Consider the following 15,203-nt stretch of genomic DNA (forward strand, 5'->3'; position numbering starts at 1 on the left):
AGTGTTGGTTCAGAGTTGGTTGAGTGGTTCGAGGGCTTCGTGAGTACGTGGAACGGGCGTGTGACCGGTGGAACTGCAACGTAGGGCATGTGGGTTGGGGAGAGGCGTACGGGTGTGTGAAGCGAGTACGCCGGGGGAGGACGTCGGATGAGCCGCTGGAACGGCCGTCCGGCCCGCCGCCGTGCCGCCGGCGGGGCCTTTCGGGCCGAGCGCGAACGGCCCGCCGCCACCGCACCGGGTCCGGTGCCCGGAGCGGAGCCGCGGGTACTGGTCGAGGACCATGACGGCCTGCTGCTGCTCCGCCTGCCCACGGACGACACCCTGCTCCCGGCCGACGTCGCCGACCTCGCCCGCGCGCTGCGCGCGGCGGACGACGGCACCGTCACGATCGCCGCCGTCGCCGAGGGCGACGCGGCAACGGCGCTCTGGCCCCGGCTGAGCGAATCGCTCGACTCCCTGCGGGACACCGGCACCCGGTCGGTGCGGCTGGTGATGTCCGGCGCCGGACACGACCGCACGGACCGGCCCGCCCTGGCCCGCCGGATCGCCGAGTCCTGGGACGTCACGGTCGAGGCCCCCGACGGACCGGTCCTCGTGGTGCCCGGCGGCTCGGTGTTCGTACCGCCCGGGGACGGCGGCTGGTGGCGGTTCGCCGCGGGGCAGGAGCCCGAACTGCTCGGCCCGCGCACCCCGGCGCCCGACTGGCAGGCCGCGGTGCGCCGCACGCCGGTCCGTACGGCGGACGGCTGCGTCGTGGACCAGATCCCGGCGGGCCTGCTGATCCGTCCGGCCGAGGCCGGCGCGCCCCGGCCCGGCGACCTGTTCCACGCCATACCGGTGGACCCCAGGCGCCTCGCCGTGATCGTCGGCGTGCCGTGGGGCGAGGACGTCGTCGCGACCGACGTCGCCGAACTCCTCGGCGCCTTGCCGGCCGCCGTGCGCCCCGGGGTCCGGCTCGTCCCCGGAGGGCGGCGGGACCTGCTGCCGCTCGGCCAGTCGGTGGCCGCCCTGCTGAACGCGGAGGTCGAGGTCACCACCGGTCTTCCGCTCTTCGCCGCCGACGGCCCGCTGGGCACCTACCGGGTACGGTCCGTGCTGGTCGGCCCGGACGGGGAGCCGCGCTGGCTGCCGTTCGTGGACGCGGTGATGTGCCTGCCCGCGCGGGAGCCGGCGCCCGGCCCGGACGCCCGACCCGCGCAGGGCCCGCGGTCCGCCCCTGCTCCCCGGCTGCTGCGCTGGTCCTCGCCGGTGCCGGACCTCGGGGCCTCCGCGGACGGCGCGATCGGCCTCTCCGACGCGTGGCAGGCCGTGGTCACCCGGGCCGGGCTGTGGGTGGGGCCCCGCGACGGCACCCCGCCGCCGAGGAGCGCCCGGCAGGTGAGCATCGAGGGCCCGGTCATCGAGGTCGGCCGGGTCGGCGACCGGCTCGACGCCTCTCTCTGGCCCGTGCTGTCCCGCTTCCTCGGCCGTCTCGCCCCCGATCTGCGCGCCCGCACCACCCTCGATGTGCAGGCCGCCGCGCCCGACGGCGGTCGCGCCCTGCGCATCCTGGCGGCGGAGCACGCCCTGCGCGTCATCCGCTTCGCCCCGGCGGCACGGACCGCGCCTCCGGCACGACGCGACGGGCCCGCCGTGCGCACGGGCGGCCCGGCGGGCGGCCCGGTGAACGGCCCCGTCCAGCGGGCCGGTTCGCGGCCCGTACCGCCGCCGTTGACGGCGGCCGGTGCCGCGGGGGAGACCGTGGCGGCCGGTGCCGCGGCATCGGTTCCGGACGGTTCCGCGGCAGTTGCCGTGGCCGTGCCCGGCCCGGACGGTCCGCCCCGGCCGCCGAAGCCGAGCCGGGTGCCCGTCACCGCGACCGGTGGAACCGGGACCGGCCCGGCGGCCCCCGGTCGCCCGGCCACCGTGTCCGGGGGCGACCCGGCCGGCGGATCCTCGGAACCAACGTTGTCACCCGTTGGTCCGGCCCCCGAGCCGAAGCCCGAGCCGGTCTCCGTTCCAGTCTCTACGCCGGTCTCCGCTCCGGTTGCCGTTCCGGTTTCTACGCCGGTATCCGAGCCGTCCTCCGCGCCGCTCGCGGACCCCGTCGCGCAACCGTCCTCCGAGCCGTCCTCCGCGGCATCCTCCGAGACGTCCCCCGAGGTGGTGGTCTCGACTCCCGAGGCCGTCGAGCCGGTGTCCGGGCCGGCGTCCGGGCCGGCGTCCGCGCCGCGGACGCCCCGCCGGGATCCGGTGGCCGTCGGCGCACCCGCCGCTCCCATCGCGCCCGCGCGTCCGGTACCGACCGCCGGCGGTGCGGTGCCCCGGCCGCCGTCCCCTCCCGAGACGACCGTGGCCCCTCGCGCAGAGGCCCCCCGCACGGAGGCACCACGGACAGCGGAGGCACCCCGCACCGAGACACGGACGGAGGCACCCCGCACCGAGATACGGCCGGAGGCACCCCGCACCGAGACACGGACGGAGGCACCCCGCACCGAGATACGGCCGGAGGCACCCCGCACCGAGGTCCCGCGCAAGCCGGACGACGGCGGTGCCGCCCCGGCCCCAGCTCCCGCGGTCCCGCCCCCGGCCGGGACCGGCGGCGGCCGGCCGCTGCCCGCCGTACCGGTGCCGCCGCGGCACCGCAGCACCACCCCGGAGCGGGACTCCTTCCGGAGGCTCGCGGAGCCGGTGTGGGAGCGGCACAGCGCCGCGGTGAACCGGGCGCTGGCCGGTATGCCCGCGCTGCGGGGCGAGGAACAGGAGGCGGCCAGGACCGACCTGATCGCGCTGCGCATGTACCTCCACAACGGCGAAGGCCCCCTCGGGCCCGCGGAGTTGACGCGTTCCCTGCGGGCCGGCGAGCAGCGCCTCGTGCCCTACGCCGGGTGTCTGGCGTCCGGGCTCGGGCGGCTGCCGTCGTACCGCGGGGCCGTGCTGCGCGGCGGTACCGACGTGCCCGGCCTCGGCGGACTGCGGCCCGGTGACGTGCTGCGGGATCCCGCGCCGCTGAGCGGGCTGCCGCTCGACCCGGCCGGCAAGGACCGGGTCGCGGGTGTGGGCTTCGCGATCTGGTCGATCACCGGCCGCCGAGTCCGGCAGCTCCTGGACGGCGGCGACGAGGTCGTGTTCGCCCCGGGCACCGCCTTCAAGGTGCTCGACGTACGTACCGACGCCGCGAGCCGTCTGGTGCTGCTGCGTCAACTGCCCGACACCCAGGCGGTGTCCGCCGTCCTGGAGGACGCCGACGACACCGCGCTCGCGCGGCTCGACCACGCCCTGACCGACCGTACGGCCCCCGGCGCGGGCGACTGGCCCGGCCGGTGCGCCGGACCCGTCGGCGGCCCGGACGAGAGCTGACGGGAGCGCACGGCAAGCCCCCACTCATCGACAAGGAGCAGTGTTCATGCCCCGTCAGCACGAACCCCCGGCCAGCGAGACGACGTCCTCCGTCGCCGTTCGCCGTGCGGTGCCCGTGCCCCCGCCGGGTGCGGACCCCGGCGCGGACCTCGGCCCGCGCACCCCCGACCCCGGCCCCGATCCGGCCGCCCCGATACCGATACCGGCGTCCCCCGCGCCCGCGCCCAGGCGGCTCTTCGGGCGGCGCTCCGCGCCCGCCGCCGCGGAACCGGCATCCGCCGAGCAGGGACACCAGCGGGAGCCGGAACAACGGCAGCGGCAGGCGGCGGCGTCCGACGGACCGGAGCCCGATGCGGGGGCCGGTGTCCTGTTCGCCGGCGGCGACGACGGCCCGGACGACCCGAACGCGGCCGGGGCGTCGCCGGGACGGCCGCGCGGCCCCATGCTGGCCGCGGCCGCCATCGCCGGGGCGGTGCTGATCTCCGTGCCGTTCCTGGTGCTCGCTCTGAGCGGTGACGACGAACGCACGGTCAACGCGGCGCCCGTCGGCGGTACGACGCTCGATGCCGGCCTGCCCGACGAACCGGCCGCCGACTACGCGGCCGAGTCCCCGTCGCCCTCGCCCTCGGCCTCACCGAGCCCGTCCAAGTCCGCCTCGCCGAGCGCGTCGCCCGCCGAGGTGAAGGCCGCACCCCGGCCCGTCGTCAAGGAGACGGCCGCCGCCAAGCCCACGGCGAAGCCGACGACCGAGACGAAGGCGAAGAAGGCGCCCGCGCCCACCACCCGGCAGCTGGTCAACGCCCTCTCCAACCGCGCCAACGCGCTGCTGTTGAACGTCGCGACCGGCAGGTGCGCCGACATCCCCGGCTACGGGCACGGTTCGGTCGACGGCGCGGTGAACCAGCACAGTTGCATCACGACCTCCGCGGACAACATGCTCTGGGACCTGAAGGTGACGGACCCGGACGGCGGGCCGGGGGGAGCGAGCCTGTTCGTCATCACGAACCGCAAGGACGGGCTGTGCCTGGACCTGCCGTACTACGGCAGCGTGGCACCCCAGACGAAGGTCAGCGAGTACTACTGCGACGGCACGAACGCCGACAACCAGCAGTGGTGGCTTGATCCGCGGCCGCAGGGCTACTGGATCCGCAACATCGCGAGCAACCTGTGCATGAGTGTGATTGGTGGCAGGAACGCCAAAGACGACGCCAGGCTCTACGTGGTGAGGTGCGGCGACAATGAACTGAGCGCGCAGCGCTGGATGATCTCCCAGGTCGTCAAGCCCTGAGTGGAACCGCCCGAACGGGCGTGCAGCCGACCGGAGTTCACCGCGGTCGGCTGCGCTCTCCCCGTCCGCCGGGGTGCCGCGCACCGGAGCGCGGCGGCACCCCCTCGCACCGGGCGGACCCTCACGCCGAGCCGGGTCCCGCGGGATACGCCACGGGCCCCGTCACCCAGCCCGCCACCAGGGCCAGTCGGGTGGGGCGGTGGGTGGCCAGGAAGGCGAAGGGCCGGTCGAAGACGGCGCGTACGACGGTGGTTTCGTGGCGGTACTGCGGTATGCCGCCCGGCGCGGCCATGACGGCCGTCACCGCCGCCGACCGGAAGCCGAGCGCGCCGAACCGGGCGACCGCGGACTGCGCGGCCGCCCCGATGGCGAGCGGGGAGCCGCTGATCCCGGGGAAGTGGCCCCGGCGGGTGTCCCGCGCGCCGGTGAGCCCGAACAGCTGGTGCAGGGCGAGCAGATCGTGGTCGGCCCGCACATCGAAGGCGACGGTGGTGACGTCGAGGGTGACCGGCTCGGGGGTCATGGCCGGCTGCCGTTCCACGGTCAGGCCCGGTCCGACGTGCCCGTAGGGGAGTTGGCCGCCCCCGACGACCGGCAGCGTGCGCTCCAGGGCTCCGATGCCGGCCCGCAGGACCTGTCCCGGGGTCATCCGCTCCTCGCCGAGCAGCAGATGGACGTCGATGCCGTTGTCCCCGGGGACCTTCAGCGCGGTCACCAGGCCCTCGGCGGCGCTGACCACGCCGATCCGGTCGGGCCGCACGCCCCTGCGGTGCAGTCCGAGCAGGGTCCGCCCCCGCCAGGGTCCGGTCCGCGGGTGGCTCGGCTGCTCCGTGAAGGGCCGCGGCCAGTCCGTGCGCACGGTGAGGGCGGTGGCGAGCACCATTCTGGCGTCCCGCGTCAGCGTGACCGGCATCCGCTCGATCAGTCCGTCGCTCCGCTTCGCCGCCCAGGCGTCGAGGGTCCGCTGCGCGGCCTCCGGGTCGTCGTCGAGCCTCCCGTGGGTGTCCGCGGGCAGCCCGGCCCGCCACTCGTCCCGTACGTCCAGCGTGCGGCCGGTCCACAGGCCGACGGCGGCGCCCAGTCCGGGCATGCCGTCCAGCGCGGCGAGCACCTCCCGTGCCGCACCGGCCGCCTGCTCGGCGGGCACCCCGACGGCCCGCGCCAGTTCGGTGCGGGCCGGGCCCGCCGCCCCGTCCGCGAGAAAGGCCAGCAGGGGCCAGACCCCGGCGGCCGAGAGCACGGTGCCCTCGGCCGAGGTCCCGGCCCAGCTCGCCGTCAGCGCGTTGACCGCGCGGACCGTCTCGGGCGTCAGCTCGCTCACTCGTCGTTCTCCCACTCGTCCTCGAAGCGAGGCGGGGGCCCGTGAGCCGGACCGTGCACCGCGGGAACCGTCGCGCGCGTGACCCGCATTCCACCCCCACCCGTAACGCGCTTACCATGCGCGAAGTCGTACGTCAGTTCAGCGCTGCCGCCGTCCGAACCCAGGAGCACGGTACCGGTGTCCATACCCCCGCCCCCCGGCCCCCACCAGCCCGAAGGGCCCTCCCCGCAGCCCGGTCCGTATCCGCACCAGCCAGGCCCGCACCCGCAGGGCCCGGGCCCGTACGCGCCGGGGCCGTATCCGCAGGATCCGTACCAGCACAGTCCGTATCAGCAGAGTCCGTATCAGCAGGCTCCGTACGGGCAGCCGCCGTACCCGGCGTGGGGGCAGGGCTACAGCCCCTACAACCGGCCGGCGCCCGTCAACGGGCTCGCCATCTCCTCCCTCGTCCTCGGCATCCTGTGCTGTCTGCCCGGCGTGGGCCTGGCGCTGGGGCTGGTCGCGCTCCGACAGATCAAGCGGCGCGGGGAACGCGGCAGGGGGCTGGCGATCGGCGGCTCCGTGCTGTCCGGGCTCGGGCTCGGGCTGTGGGTGCTGATGCTCGCCACAGGCGGGGCGGGCGCGTTCTGGGAGGGGGTCAAGGAGGGCGCACGCGACAACGTCGTCTTCACGCTGTCCAAGGGCGAGTGCGTCAACGCGCCGGGCGGCTCGCTGCACGGCGAGACCTACGACCTCGACACGGTCGACTGCGACGGGGAGCACGACGCCGAGGTGTTCGCGTCCTACGACCTGCCGGGCGGCTCCTACCCGGGCCAGGAGGCGCTGGACGAGACGGCCGGCGACCGCTGCTACGGGCTCCAGGACGGCTATGCGATGGACGCCTGGGCCGTGCCCGACGACGTCGACGTGTACTACCTCGTGCCCACCACGGAGAGCTGGTCCATCGGCGACCGCGCGGTGACCTGCCTGTTCGGCAACACGGTCGAGGGCGAGCCGCTGACCGGCTCGCTGCGCAACGACGAGACCGTCCTCGACGCCGACCAGGTCGCCTATCTGAAGGCCGCGCACGTCCTGAACGCGGCCCTCGACGCCGCGCCCGACGCCGAGTACGTCGAGGACGACCTGCCGGGCCACCGGGCGTGGGCGCGGCGCGTGTCGACGGCGCTGGACGAGCAGACCGGGATGCTGCGCGGGCACGACTGGCCGAAGGGCGCGAGCGGGCCGGTGGCGGCCCTGGCGGACGATCTGGACAAGGCACGGGCGCAGTGGTCGAAGGCCGCCGGGTCCGGCGACGTGGACACCTTCTACGAGCACTACGAGAAGGGGTACGACCTTCTTGACCCGAAGCGGTCGGTCACGGCGCGCAAGGCTCTGGGGCTGGCCACGACCCCGCCGTCGGAGGCGGACGGCGGCAGCGGTACGGGCGGCGGCGGGGGCGGCACCGGCATGGAGGTGTGATCGCGTCGGGAGCGGGGAGAAAAAATGCCTGGGCACGGCCTTCCCCGGCCGTAAGTAATCACATCGAGTGATTCTCTGGCCTTTGCTTGCACGTCTCAACCCAGGGTTGCCACGCTGTTGCTGTCTGTACAACCTGATGGGAGCGGCCAGTGACTTTCGGTGAGCAGCCGGCGTATCTACGCGTCGCGGGTGATCTCCGCAAGAAGATCGTCGAAGGTTCACTGCCGCCGCACACCCGGCTCCCTTCACAGGCCCGGATCCGCCAGGAGTACGGCGTCTCGGACACGGTCGCGCTGGAGGCGCGCAAGGTGCTGATGGCCGAGGGCCTGGTCGAGGGGCGCTCCGGTTCGGGGACGTATGTGCGCGAGCGGCCCGTGCCCCGGCGCGTGGCCCGTTCCGGGTACCGGCCGGACGGCGGCGCCACGCCGTTCCGGCAGGAGCAGGCCGATGTCACCGCCCGCGGCACCTGGGAGTCCAGAAGCGAGCAGACCGAGGCGAGCGGCGTCATCGCCGAGCGGCTCGGCATCCGGGCCGGCGACCGCGTGATGTGCACCAAGTACCTTTTCCGGGACGCCGGGGAGCCGATGATGCTCTCCACCTCCTGGGAACCCCTCGCCGTCACGGGGCGCACGCCGGTGATGCTCCCCGAGGAGGGCCCGCTCGGCGGCATGGGCGTCGTCGAGCGCATGCGCGCCATCGACGTCATCGTCGACAACGTCACCGAGGAGGTCGGCGCCCGTCCCGGACTCGCCGAGGAACTGCACCTGCTGGGCGGCGTCCCCGGACATGTCGTCCTGGTCGTCCAGCGCACCTTCTACGCCTCGGGCCGGCCGGTCGAGACGGCCGACGTGGTGATCCCCGCGGACCGCTACCGGGTTTCGTACCACCTGCCGGTGAAGTAGCGCACACCCCCCGGGTGTTCAGCCTCACACCGCGCGGATCGGCGTGCGCCGGCGGCCCGTTGGGATCCGGTCGTCCGCGCAGGTGGCCCGCGCTGTGCCGGGTGCGCCCCGGCCCCGTGCGGCGGGAGGCACGAGGGGCGCACCCGTCATGGTGCGCCCCCGGGGCTCTGACTGGTTGCGTACCTCTTTGTGAAAAGCCGTATTCGCTGAGTGAAGGTTAGGCGTACGCTCGGGCATATGCGGATTGCGGTTTCCTTAGCAGGCGGGGCGACGGGCGGCGGAGGGGCGCGATGAGCGACGGCACGGTCTTACTGCCCTGGCTCGTCATACGGCAGGACGACAACGGCAATCGCTATCGCGTGGGCAGGTACGCCACCCGCGCCGAGGCCCAGAAGATCGCCGACAGTCTCGACGCCCGCGGACACAAACAGCTCTACTGGGTCGAGCGCATCGGCCAGATCGGAGAGGGCACCGGCGGCTGAGCCGGAGCGCGCTCCCGTAGGCTCCGGCGCATGACCGAACGGATCGTGGTGGTGGCGGCCGCCCTGCTCGACACCGGCCGCCTGCTCGCCGCCCGCCGCACCACACCCCCCGAACTGGCCGGCCGCTGGGAACTGCCGGGCGGCAAGGTCGAGCCCGGTGAGCGGGCCGAGGATGCCCTGGTGCGTGAACTGCGCGAGGAACTCGGCGTGGACGCCGAAGTCGTCGCGCGCGTCCCGGGGGAGTGGCCCCTGAAGTCCCCGTATGTGCTGCGGGTGTGGACCGTCCGGCTGCGCCCCGGTTCCGCCGCCCCCGAACCCCTTCAGGACCATGATGCGCTGCGGCTGCTCGCCCCCGGCGAGATCTGGCAGGTGGACTGGCTCGACCAGGACGTCCCCGCGGTGCGCGAAGTGATGGGCCGACTGACTTCGGACGCCCGCTGAGCAACCTGTACGCCGTTCGTGCCACTGTGCGCCCATCCGGGCGGTACTGGCTCCCGGATATCGGGTATGTGCCTATTAACCCCACGAAACCGGACATGGGATGGGTTCGCTGGCCTGGGAAGTGATCGGCGTGATCGACACCGAAGGCGACTGCGCCGAATGGACGTTTCCGGCGCAGCCCGGCTCCGTGCGCACCGCCCGCCGCGCGGTCCGCGACCAACTGCGGGACTGGGGGCTCGACAGCCTCGCCGACCTCTCCGCGCTCCTGGTGAGCGAGTTGGTGACCAACTCCCTGCGGCATGCGACGGGCCCCATCGGGGTGCGCCTGGTCCGCTCCGCGAACCTCGGCGCCACCCTGCGGGTGGAGGTCTCCGACCCGCTCCCCGACCTGCCGCGCGAGCGCATCCCCCGCCCCGACGACGAGAGCGGCCGCGGTCTCCAACTGGTCGCCAACTCCTCGCGCCGTTGGGGGACCCGGGCCGCCGACAGCGGTAAAACGGTGTGGTTCGAACTGGCGGTGCCGAACTGAACCGCCGGGGCGAGGGAGTAGAACGGTGGTGTGCGGAACAGGGGAGGAAACAGCAGGAAGCACCAGGAAACGATGTACAGAGTCTGCCGTGGTGTCCACGCTCGGCGGCCGTCCGGTGGCGGCTGCCGGGGGACGTGATTCGACGGCGTGCTCCCTGGTTAGAAGACTGGAAGTGTTGTCACGGCCCGGCCCGAACAGCGCCTGGACCAGGCTGTGATCGTGAACACCGTGTTGTGCGGGCCCGTAGTGCTGGATACTGCGGGCAGCCGCCCCCGGTGACCGGTGCCGGGCGCGGTGAGCTGGAGGGGACGGTTCGCGTGAGCGAGATACCAGCGAAGGCCACGGAGTCCGAGGACCCGTCGCACGGCGCGAGGGCCCGGGACGTGGCGGCTGCCGCGGCGCCCGGCGACGCCATGTGGCAGAGCAGTCCGCCCGGCTCCATCTACGACTACATCAAGGTCGCCTCCTTCTCCATCGGCCCCGGCGGGCTCGTCGACCAGTGGAGCCTGCGGGCCGAGCAGCTCTTCGGGATCCCCGCCGAACGCGCCGTGGGCATGGACCCCATCGAGGCGTTCGTCGACCCCGACCAGCGCGAGCGCGGCCAGCGGAAGATGGCCGAGGTCCTCGATGGACGGGAGTGGACCGGCGTGGTCCCCTTCCGGGTGCCGGACGGACCGGGCGGCGGGCGCGGCGAAGAGGGCCTTGCCGAGGTCTACGTCATGCCCACCCGCACCGCCGAGGGCGAAAGGGCCGCCGTCTGTATCGTCGTGGACGTCCGCACCCTGCGCAGCATCGAGACCGACCTCGCCGCCTCGCAGGCGATTTTCGGTCAAACCCCGTTCGGGTTCTTCCTGATCGACACCGAGCTGCGGGTGCGCCGCGTCAACACACGGATCGCCTCGATCTTCGGCGGCACACCCGACGACCACCGCGGCCGGGGGGTCCACGACTATCTGCCACGGGGCGAGGCGGAGCGCATCGCCGCCACCCTGCGCCGGGTCCTGGAAACCGGCGAACCCATCACGGACATGCACGTCACCGGCTTCGTCCCGGACTCCGAGGAACGCCGGCACTGGTCCGTCAACCTCTACCGCGTGCAGAGCGGCAGCGGTCGCCCGCTCGGCATCGCCTGGCTCGGCACGGACATCACCGCCCGCCGGGAGGCGGCCCGGGAGGCCGCCGCCGCACGACGCAATCTCGCCCTCCTCAACGAGGCGGGCGCCCGGATAGGGAACTCCCTGGATCTGGAGACCACCGCCCGGGAACTCCTCGACGTCGTCGTCCCCGGCTTCTGCGACCTCGCCTCCGTCGACCTCTACCAGGGGCTGCTGGCCGGTGACGAGACCCCGCCGGGCCTCGCCGACGGCAGCGCCGAACTGCGCCGCGTCGCCTTCGCCAGCGCGGTCTCCGGCGCGCCGATCGCCGGCGGCGGCTCGCCGGTCGCGGTCGGCGCGGTCCACCACTACCCCTTCAACTCGCCCTGCGCGGACGCCCTGCGCACCGCGCGCCCGCAGACCGTCCCCGCCGAGGAGGGCGGCCTCGTCCAGTCCACGCTGGCCGTTCCGATGGTGGCCCACGACACGGTCGTCGGCCTCGCCCAGTTCTCCCGGACGAAGGGCAGCGAACCGTTCGGCGACCGCGACCGGGACCTCGCCGTGGAGCTGGCCGCGCGCGCCGCGGTCTGCATCGACAACGCCCGCCTGTACCGGCGCGAGCACGAACGCGCCCTGATACTGCAACGGTCCCTGCTGCCGCCGGGCGACCCGGAGGCCTCCGGCCTCGACATCGCCTGCCGCTATCTGCCCGGCAACGCGGCCACGGAGGTCGGCGGCGACTGGTTCGACGTCATCGAACTCCCCGGCCACCGTACGGCGTTGGTGGTCGGCGACGTGATGGGCCGCGGTCTGCGCGCGGCGGTGGCCATGGGCGAACTGCGCACGGCGGTACGCACCTTGGCCCTGCTCGACCTGGAACCGGCCGAGGTGCTGTCCGCGTTGGACGAGATCGCCCGGGGCCTCGGCACGCCCGGCGGGGTGCACCAGGCGACCCGCACGGCCCGTCAGTCCCGGGACGCGGACCTCTCCGAGGTCTACCTGGCGACGTGCGTGTACGCGGTGTACGACTCGGTGACCAGGCGCTGCACCTTCGCCAACGCGGGGCATCTGCCCCCGGTGCTGGTGGAGCCGGGCGAGGCGGCGCTGATGCTGGACGTGCCGCCCGGGATGCCGCTCGGCGTGGGCGGCGAGCCGTTCGAGGAGGTGGAGGTCGAACTGCCCGAGGGCGCGCTGCTCGCCCTCTACACCGACGGCCTCGTCGAATCCCGTGACCATCCGCTCGACGAGGGCCTTCAGGCGTTCGTGGGCGCGCTGACGGATCCGACCAGCGCGCTGGAGGACGTCTGCGACCACGTCCTCAACACCCTCGACACGCATCACGGCGAGGACGACATCGCGCTGCTGATGGCACGGGTGCAGGGGCTGCCCGCCGAGTCCGTCGGCGACTGGACGCTGCCGCGTGAGCCGCGCAGTGTGGGCCGGGCCCGTGAGTACGCGCGCGGGCAACTGCTCGGCTGGGACCTGGAACCCCTGGTCGACACCACGGAGCTGCTGGTCAGCGAGCTGGTGACGAACGCGCTTCGGTACGGCGAGGGAGAGATCAGACTCCGTCTGCTGCTGGACCGCACCCTGGTCTGCGAGGTCTGGGACTCCGGCCTGGTCCAGCCGCGCCGCCGACGGGCCCGGGACACCGACGAGGGCGGCCGGGGCCTGCAACTCGTCGGCCTGCTCAGCGCGGCGTGGGGCTCCCGGCGCACGCCCCGCGGCAAGACGGTCTGGTTCGAACTCCCCCTCCCCGACGGAGAAACCCCCCTGACAGACCCAGCAGAGGCCCTACTCAGCCTGTTCTGACCGCCGATCAGGTTCAACAGGTCCACGAAGCCCACTGCGGTCCGATAGGCGGCTCCGCCCCGAAGGGGCGCGGGGCTGTGTCGATATGCGGCTCCGCCGCGTGGGCGCGACCAGCCACGATGTGGCCGCAGCCGGCCGACGGCAGATCGCGGCACGCCCAGCGCAGCGCTCAGTGCCGAACGCGCCCGCGGCGACTCGACCGTGCCCCGCAAGGGGCGCGGGGAACTGCGCGACCAGCCACGATGTGGCCGCAGCGGACCGACGGCAGATCGCGGCATCTACCGGAGCACTTGGTGTCGCGCGCGCCCGCGGCGAACCGTGCCGCAGCCGGCCGACGGCACTTCGCCGCACGCCCAGCGCAGCGCTCAGCGCCGGAGGCGATCGCGGGTGCGGGGCCCGCCGAAGCTCGCCGGCGGGCCGCCGTCCGGGTCCTCGCCGAGCAGGACGCCGCCGAGGACGGCACCGGCCAGGCCGGCCGCGTACCCGGACTCGCCGGTGTACGGGGTGCCGTGGGTGCGCACGTCCCGTTCGGCGAACTCGCGGGCCGTGCGGGCGAGTTCGTCCGCCGCCCGGGTGTCGCCCCGGGCGAGCAGCCGCACCGCCTCCGCCAGCAGCGTGCGGGCCTCGGCGCCCACCGCCGCCCGGTGCGTGGTCACGAAGTCCTCGGCGATCGCGGTGGCGCTGCGGGCGGCGAGGAACCCGGCGAGCGGTACGGCGCCGGAGCGGCCCGCCCCGACCGGCTCGACGGCCCGCGCGATCCGCCGCAGCGCGTCCAGCGGGTCGTACGGCCCGCCGGTCAGCTTCCCCCGTACGGCGGCCAGAACGGCGTCGGCGTGCGCCAGCCGGGCACGGAACTCGCCGAACGGAATCCGGTACGCGGCCGCCCGGCCCTGGGGCGGCGGCGCGTCCGGCCCGGCGCCCTCGGCCCCGGCGCCCGCTGCCCCGGCGGCCCCGCGCCGGCCCGCGGCCCCGGGCTCGACGGCCGGTGCCCGAGGGACCTGCCCCCGGGCCTGGGCCAGTTCCGCCTCCGCTCCGGTGAGCGCCGACGGCACCAGCGCCGCCGCCTCGGCCAGTTGCTGGGCCAGCCGCTCGACGCCGGTCACGAAGACGTCCGCCTGGGCGATGGCGCCCTCGGCCGCCCGCAGATGGCGGACCGTCCGCCCGGCGTCCTCGGAATCGGCGGCCCGGCGGGCCCGGTCGAGTTCCGCGGTGGCGAACAGCAGCCGGTCCTTGGCCTGTTCGGCATGGCCCCGGACCGGCTCGGCGGCCATCGGCCCATAGCGCTCGCCCAGTCCGGCCGCGGTCGCCTCCGTGCCGGCCGTCCGCCCCGCCAGCGCCCGGAACCGCCGCTCCGCGTGTCCCAGCGCCCCGCCCGGGTCACGCTCCAGCGCCCGCACCCGGTCAAAGGCCGCCGCCTCCGTGTCCAGCCGCCGGCCGGCCTCCGCGCACCGCCCGACCACCCCCACGAGCGCCTGCCGCCGGGCGGCGTCGTCCCCCGGCAGCCCCTCCTCGTAGCGCCGTCGTATCGCGAACGCGGCCGACAACTCGGTCTCGGCCGCCCGCAGGGCCCGCGCGAACGGCTCGACGGTCGCGGGCCCGGTCCGCGCCCTTGCCCAGGCCAGTTCCTCCCGGCTGGTGCGCACGGCGTCGTCGGCCGCGACCAGGGCGGCGCGGGCCTGCCGGTCGGACTCGGCGGGCACCCGGGCGGGCGGGCGTGAGGACGGTGCCCCGGGTGTCGTACGGGTCCGGGCCCGCCGGGTGCGCCGTAGGTATGCATACCCCGCCAGCACCACCGCCGTGCCCACCGCCACCAGCGGCAGGACGAGATCGCCCGGAGACGTCCCGGTCCGCCCCGGCACCGCGGCGTCGGCCACGGGTCCCGCGCGCGCCTCGGGAACCGGATCTTGGGCGCCGAACGTCATCACCGGCAACACCAGCCACGCGACCGAGACGACGCCGCCCAGCACGGTGTGCGCCACCCGCACACGTATGTGCGACGCGGCACGCCTTGGCCGGCCCCGGATCAAGGATGACGTCACATTCCGGAGCGTATGGGCGTGCGCCCGGCTCCGCGACCGGGGTGGATATGCGCGGGGGACCACGGAACAGGGGGAACCACGATGAGCACAAACCCAACCCCGCCACCCCCCACCCCCGACCCCACAGCCGACGCCGTAGCGGACCAGGGCTCCGCCGGCCCCGATGCGTCAGCCACCCCCGCGGGGGCCACCTCCGCCCCACCTATCACCGAAGCGCTTCCCGAACCCGCCGCGGACCAGGGTTCCGCCGTGCCCCCGGTGGCTGCCGGTTCCGGAGTGCCCGCGCCCTCTGCGATGCCTGCCGCCCAAGGCGCACCCGAGGCCGCCACGGACCGCAACTCCGCCGCACCGGCCACCTCCGCGCCGCCGGCCACTCAAGCCGCCCCTGACGCCGTAGCAGACCGCAACCCCGCCGCGCTCGCCGCCCAAGCCGCGTCCGGCGCCGTTGCCGACCACGGCTCCGCCGCACTCGATGCACCGGCCACCTCCGCGCCGCCG

11 protein-coding genes are annotated in these 15,203 nt (G+C 74.8%); 9 read left to right on the forward strand and 2 right to left on the reverse strand.

All coding sequences use genetic code 11. From position 1 onward, the window contains the following. The first annotated feature begins 147 nt into the window (after positions 1–147). On the forward strand, positions 148–3,339 hold the full coding sequence (locus ACFYTE_RS02015) for a hypothetical protein (RefSeq protein ID WP_388703546.1): 3,192 nt from the start codon (positions 148–150) through the stop codon (positions 3,337–3,339). Positions 3,340–3,385: 46 nt separating this feature from the next. Further along, on the forward strand, positions 3,386–4,627 hold the full coding sequence (locus tag ACFYTE_RS02020; protein WP_388703549.1) for an RICIN domain-containing protein: 1,242 nt from the start codon (positions 3,386–3,388) through the stop codon (positions 4,625–4,627). A gap of 121 nt (positions 4,628–4,748) precedes the next feature. Here the strand turns inward: ACFYTE_RS02020 and ACFYTE_RS02025 are convergent, their stop codons facing one another. Further along, on the reverse strand, positions 4,749–5,948 hold the full coding sequence (locus tag ACFYTE_RS02025; RefSeq protein ID WP_388703552.1) for a serpin family protein: 1,200 nt from the start codon (positions 5,946–5,948) through the stop codon (positions 4,749–4,751). Between the two features lie 177 nt (positions 5,949–6,125). Between ACFYTE_RS02025 and ACFYTE_RS02030 the strand changes: the two genes are divergently transcribed. The 6 genes from ACFYTE_RS02030 (at position 6,126) to ACFYTE_RS02055 (ending at position 12,666) form a co-directional block, all read left to right on the forward strand. Beyond that, entirely contained in the window at positions 6,126–7,406 is a 1,281-nt protein-coding gene (locus ACFYTE_RS02030; protein ID WP_388703555.1) for a DUF4190 domain-containing protein, read from the forward strand. Positions 7,407–7,555: 149 nt separating this feature from the next. Continuing rightward, positions 7,556–8,308 carry a GntR family transcriptional regulator gene (locus ACFYTE_RS02035; protein WP_388703557.1) on the forward strand — a complete coding sequence of 251 codons (753 nt, stop codon included), beginning with the start codon at positions 7,556–7,558 and terminating at the stop codon, positions 8,306–8,308. 290 nt (positions 8,309–8,598) lie between these two features. Then, a complete protein-coding gene (locus ACFYTE_RS02040) occupies positions 8,599–8,790 on the forward strand; it encodes an SPOR domain-containing protein (RefSeq protein WP_388703560.1) in 192 nt (63 codons plus the stop codon). Positions 8,791–8,820: 30 nt separating this feature from the next. Next, the gene (locus ACFYTE_RS02045; RefSeq protein WP_388703563.1) at positions 8,821–9,231 is read left to right on the forward strand and encodes a (deoxy)nucleoside triphosphate pyrophosphohydrolase; all 411 of its coding nucleotides are present in this window, start codon (positions 8,821–8,823) and stop codon (positions 9,229–9,231) included. 100 nt (positions 9,232–9,331) lie between these two features. Then, entirely contained in the window at positions 9,332–9,760 is a 429-nt protein-coding gene (locus tag ACFYTE_RS02050; RefSeq protein ID WP_388703566.1) for an ATP-binding protein, read from the forward strand. Positions 9,761–10,077: 317 nt separating this feature from the next. Next, the gene (locus ACFYTE_RS02055; RefSeq protein WP_388703569.1) at positions 10,078–12,666 is read left to right on the forward strand and encodes a SpoIIE family protein phosphatase; all 2,589 of its coding nucleotides are present in this window, start codon (positions 10,078–10,080) and stop codon (positions 12,664–12,666) included. Positions 12,667–13,031: 365 nt separating this feature from the next. Here the strand turns inward: ACFYTE_RS02055 and ACFYTE_RS02060 are convergent, their stop codons facing one another. Continuing rightward, on the reverse strand, positions 13,032–14,645 hold the full coding sequence (locus tag ACFYTE_RS02060) for a hypothetical protein (protein ID WP_388703571.1): 1,614 nt from the start codon (positions 14,643–14,645) through the stop codon (positions 13,032–13,034). 354 nt (positions 14,646–14,999) lie between these two features. On the opposite strand from ACFYTE_RS02060, the gene ACFYTE_RS02065 reads away from it, so the two are divergent. Beyond that, on the forward strand, positions 15,000–15,203 hold a 204-nt coding region (locus ACFYTE_RS02065; RefSeq protein ID WP_388703574.1), incomplete at its 3' end, for a hypothetical protein.

It is taken from the genome of Streptomyces sp. NPDC004629, from assembly GCF_042873595.1.
GTDB lineage: Bacteria > Actinomycetota > Actinomycetes > Streptomycetales > Streptomycetaceae > Streptomyces.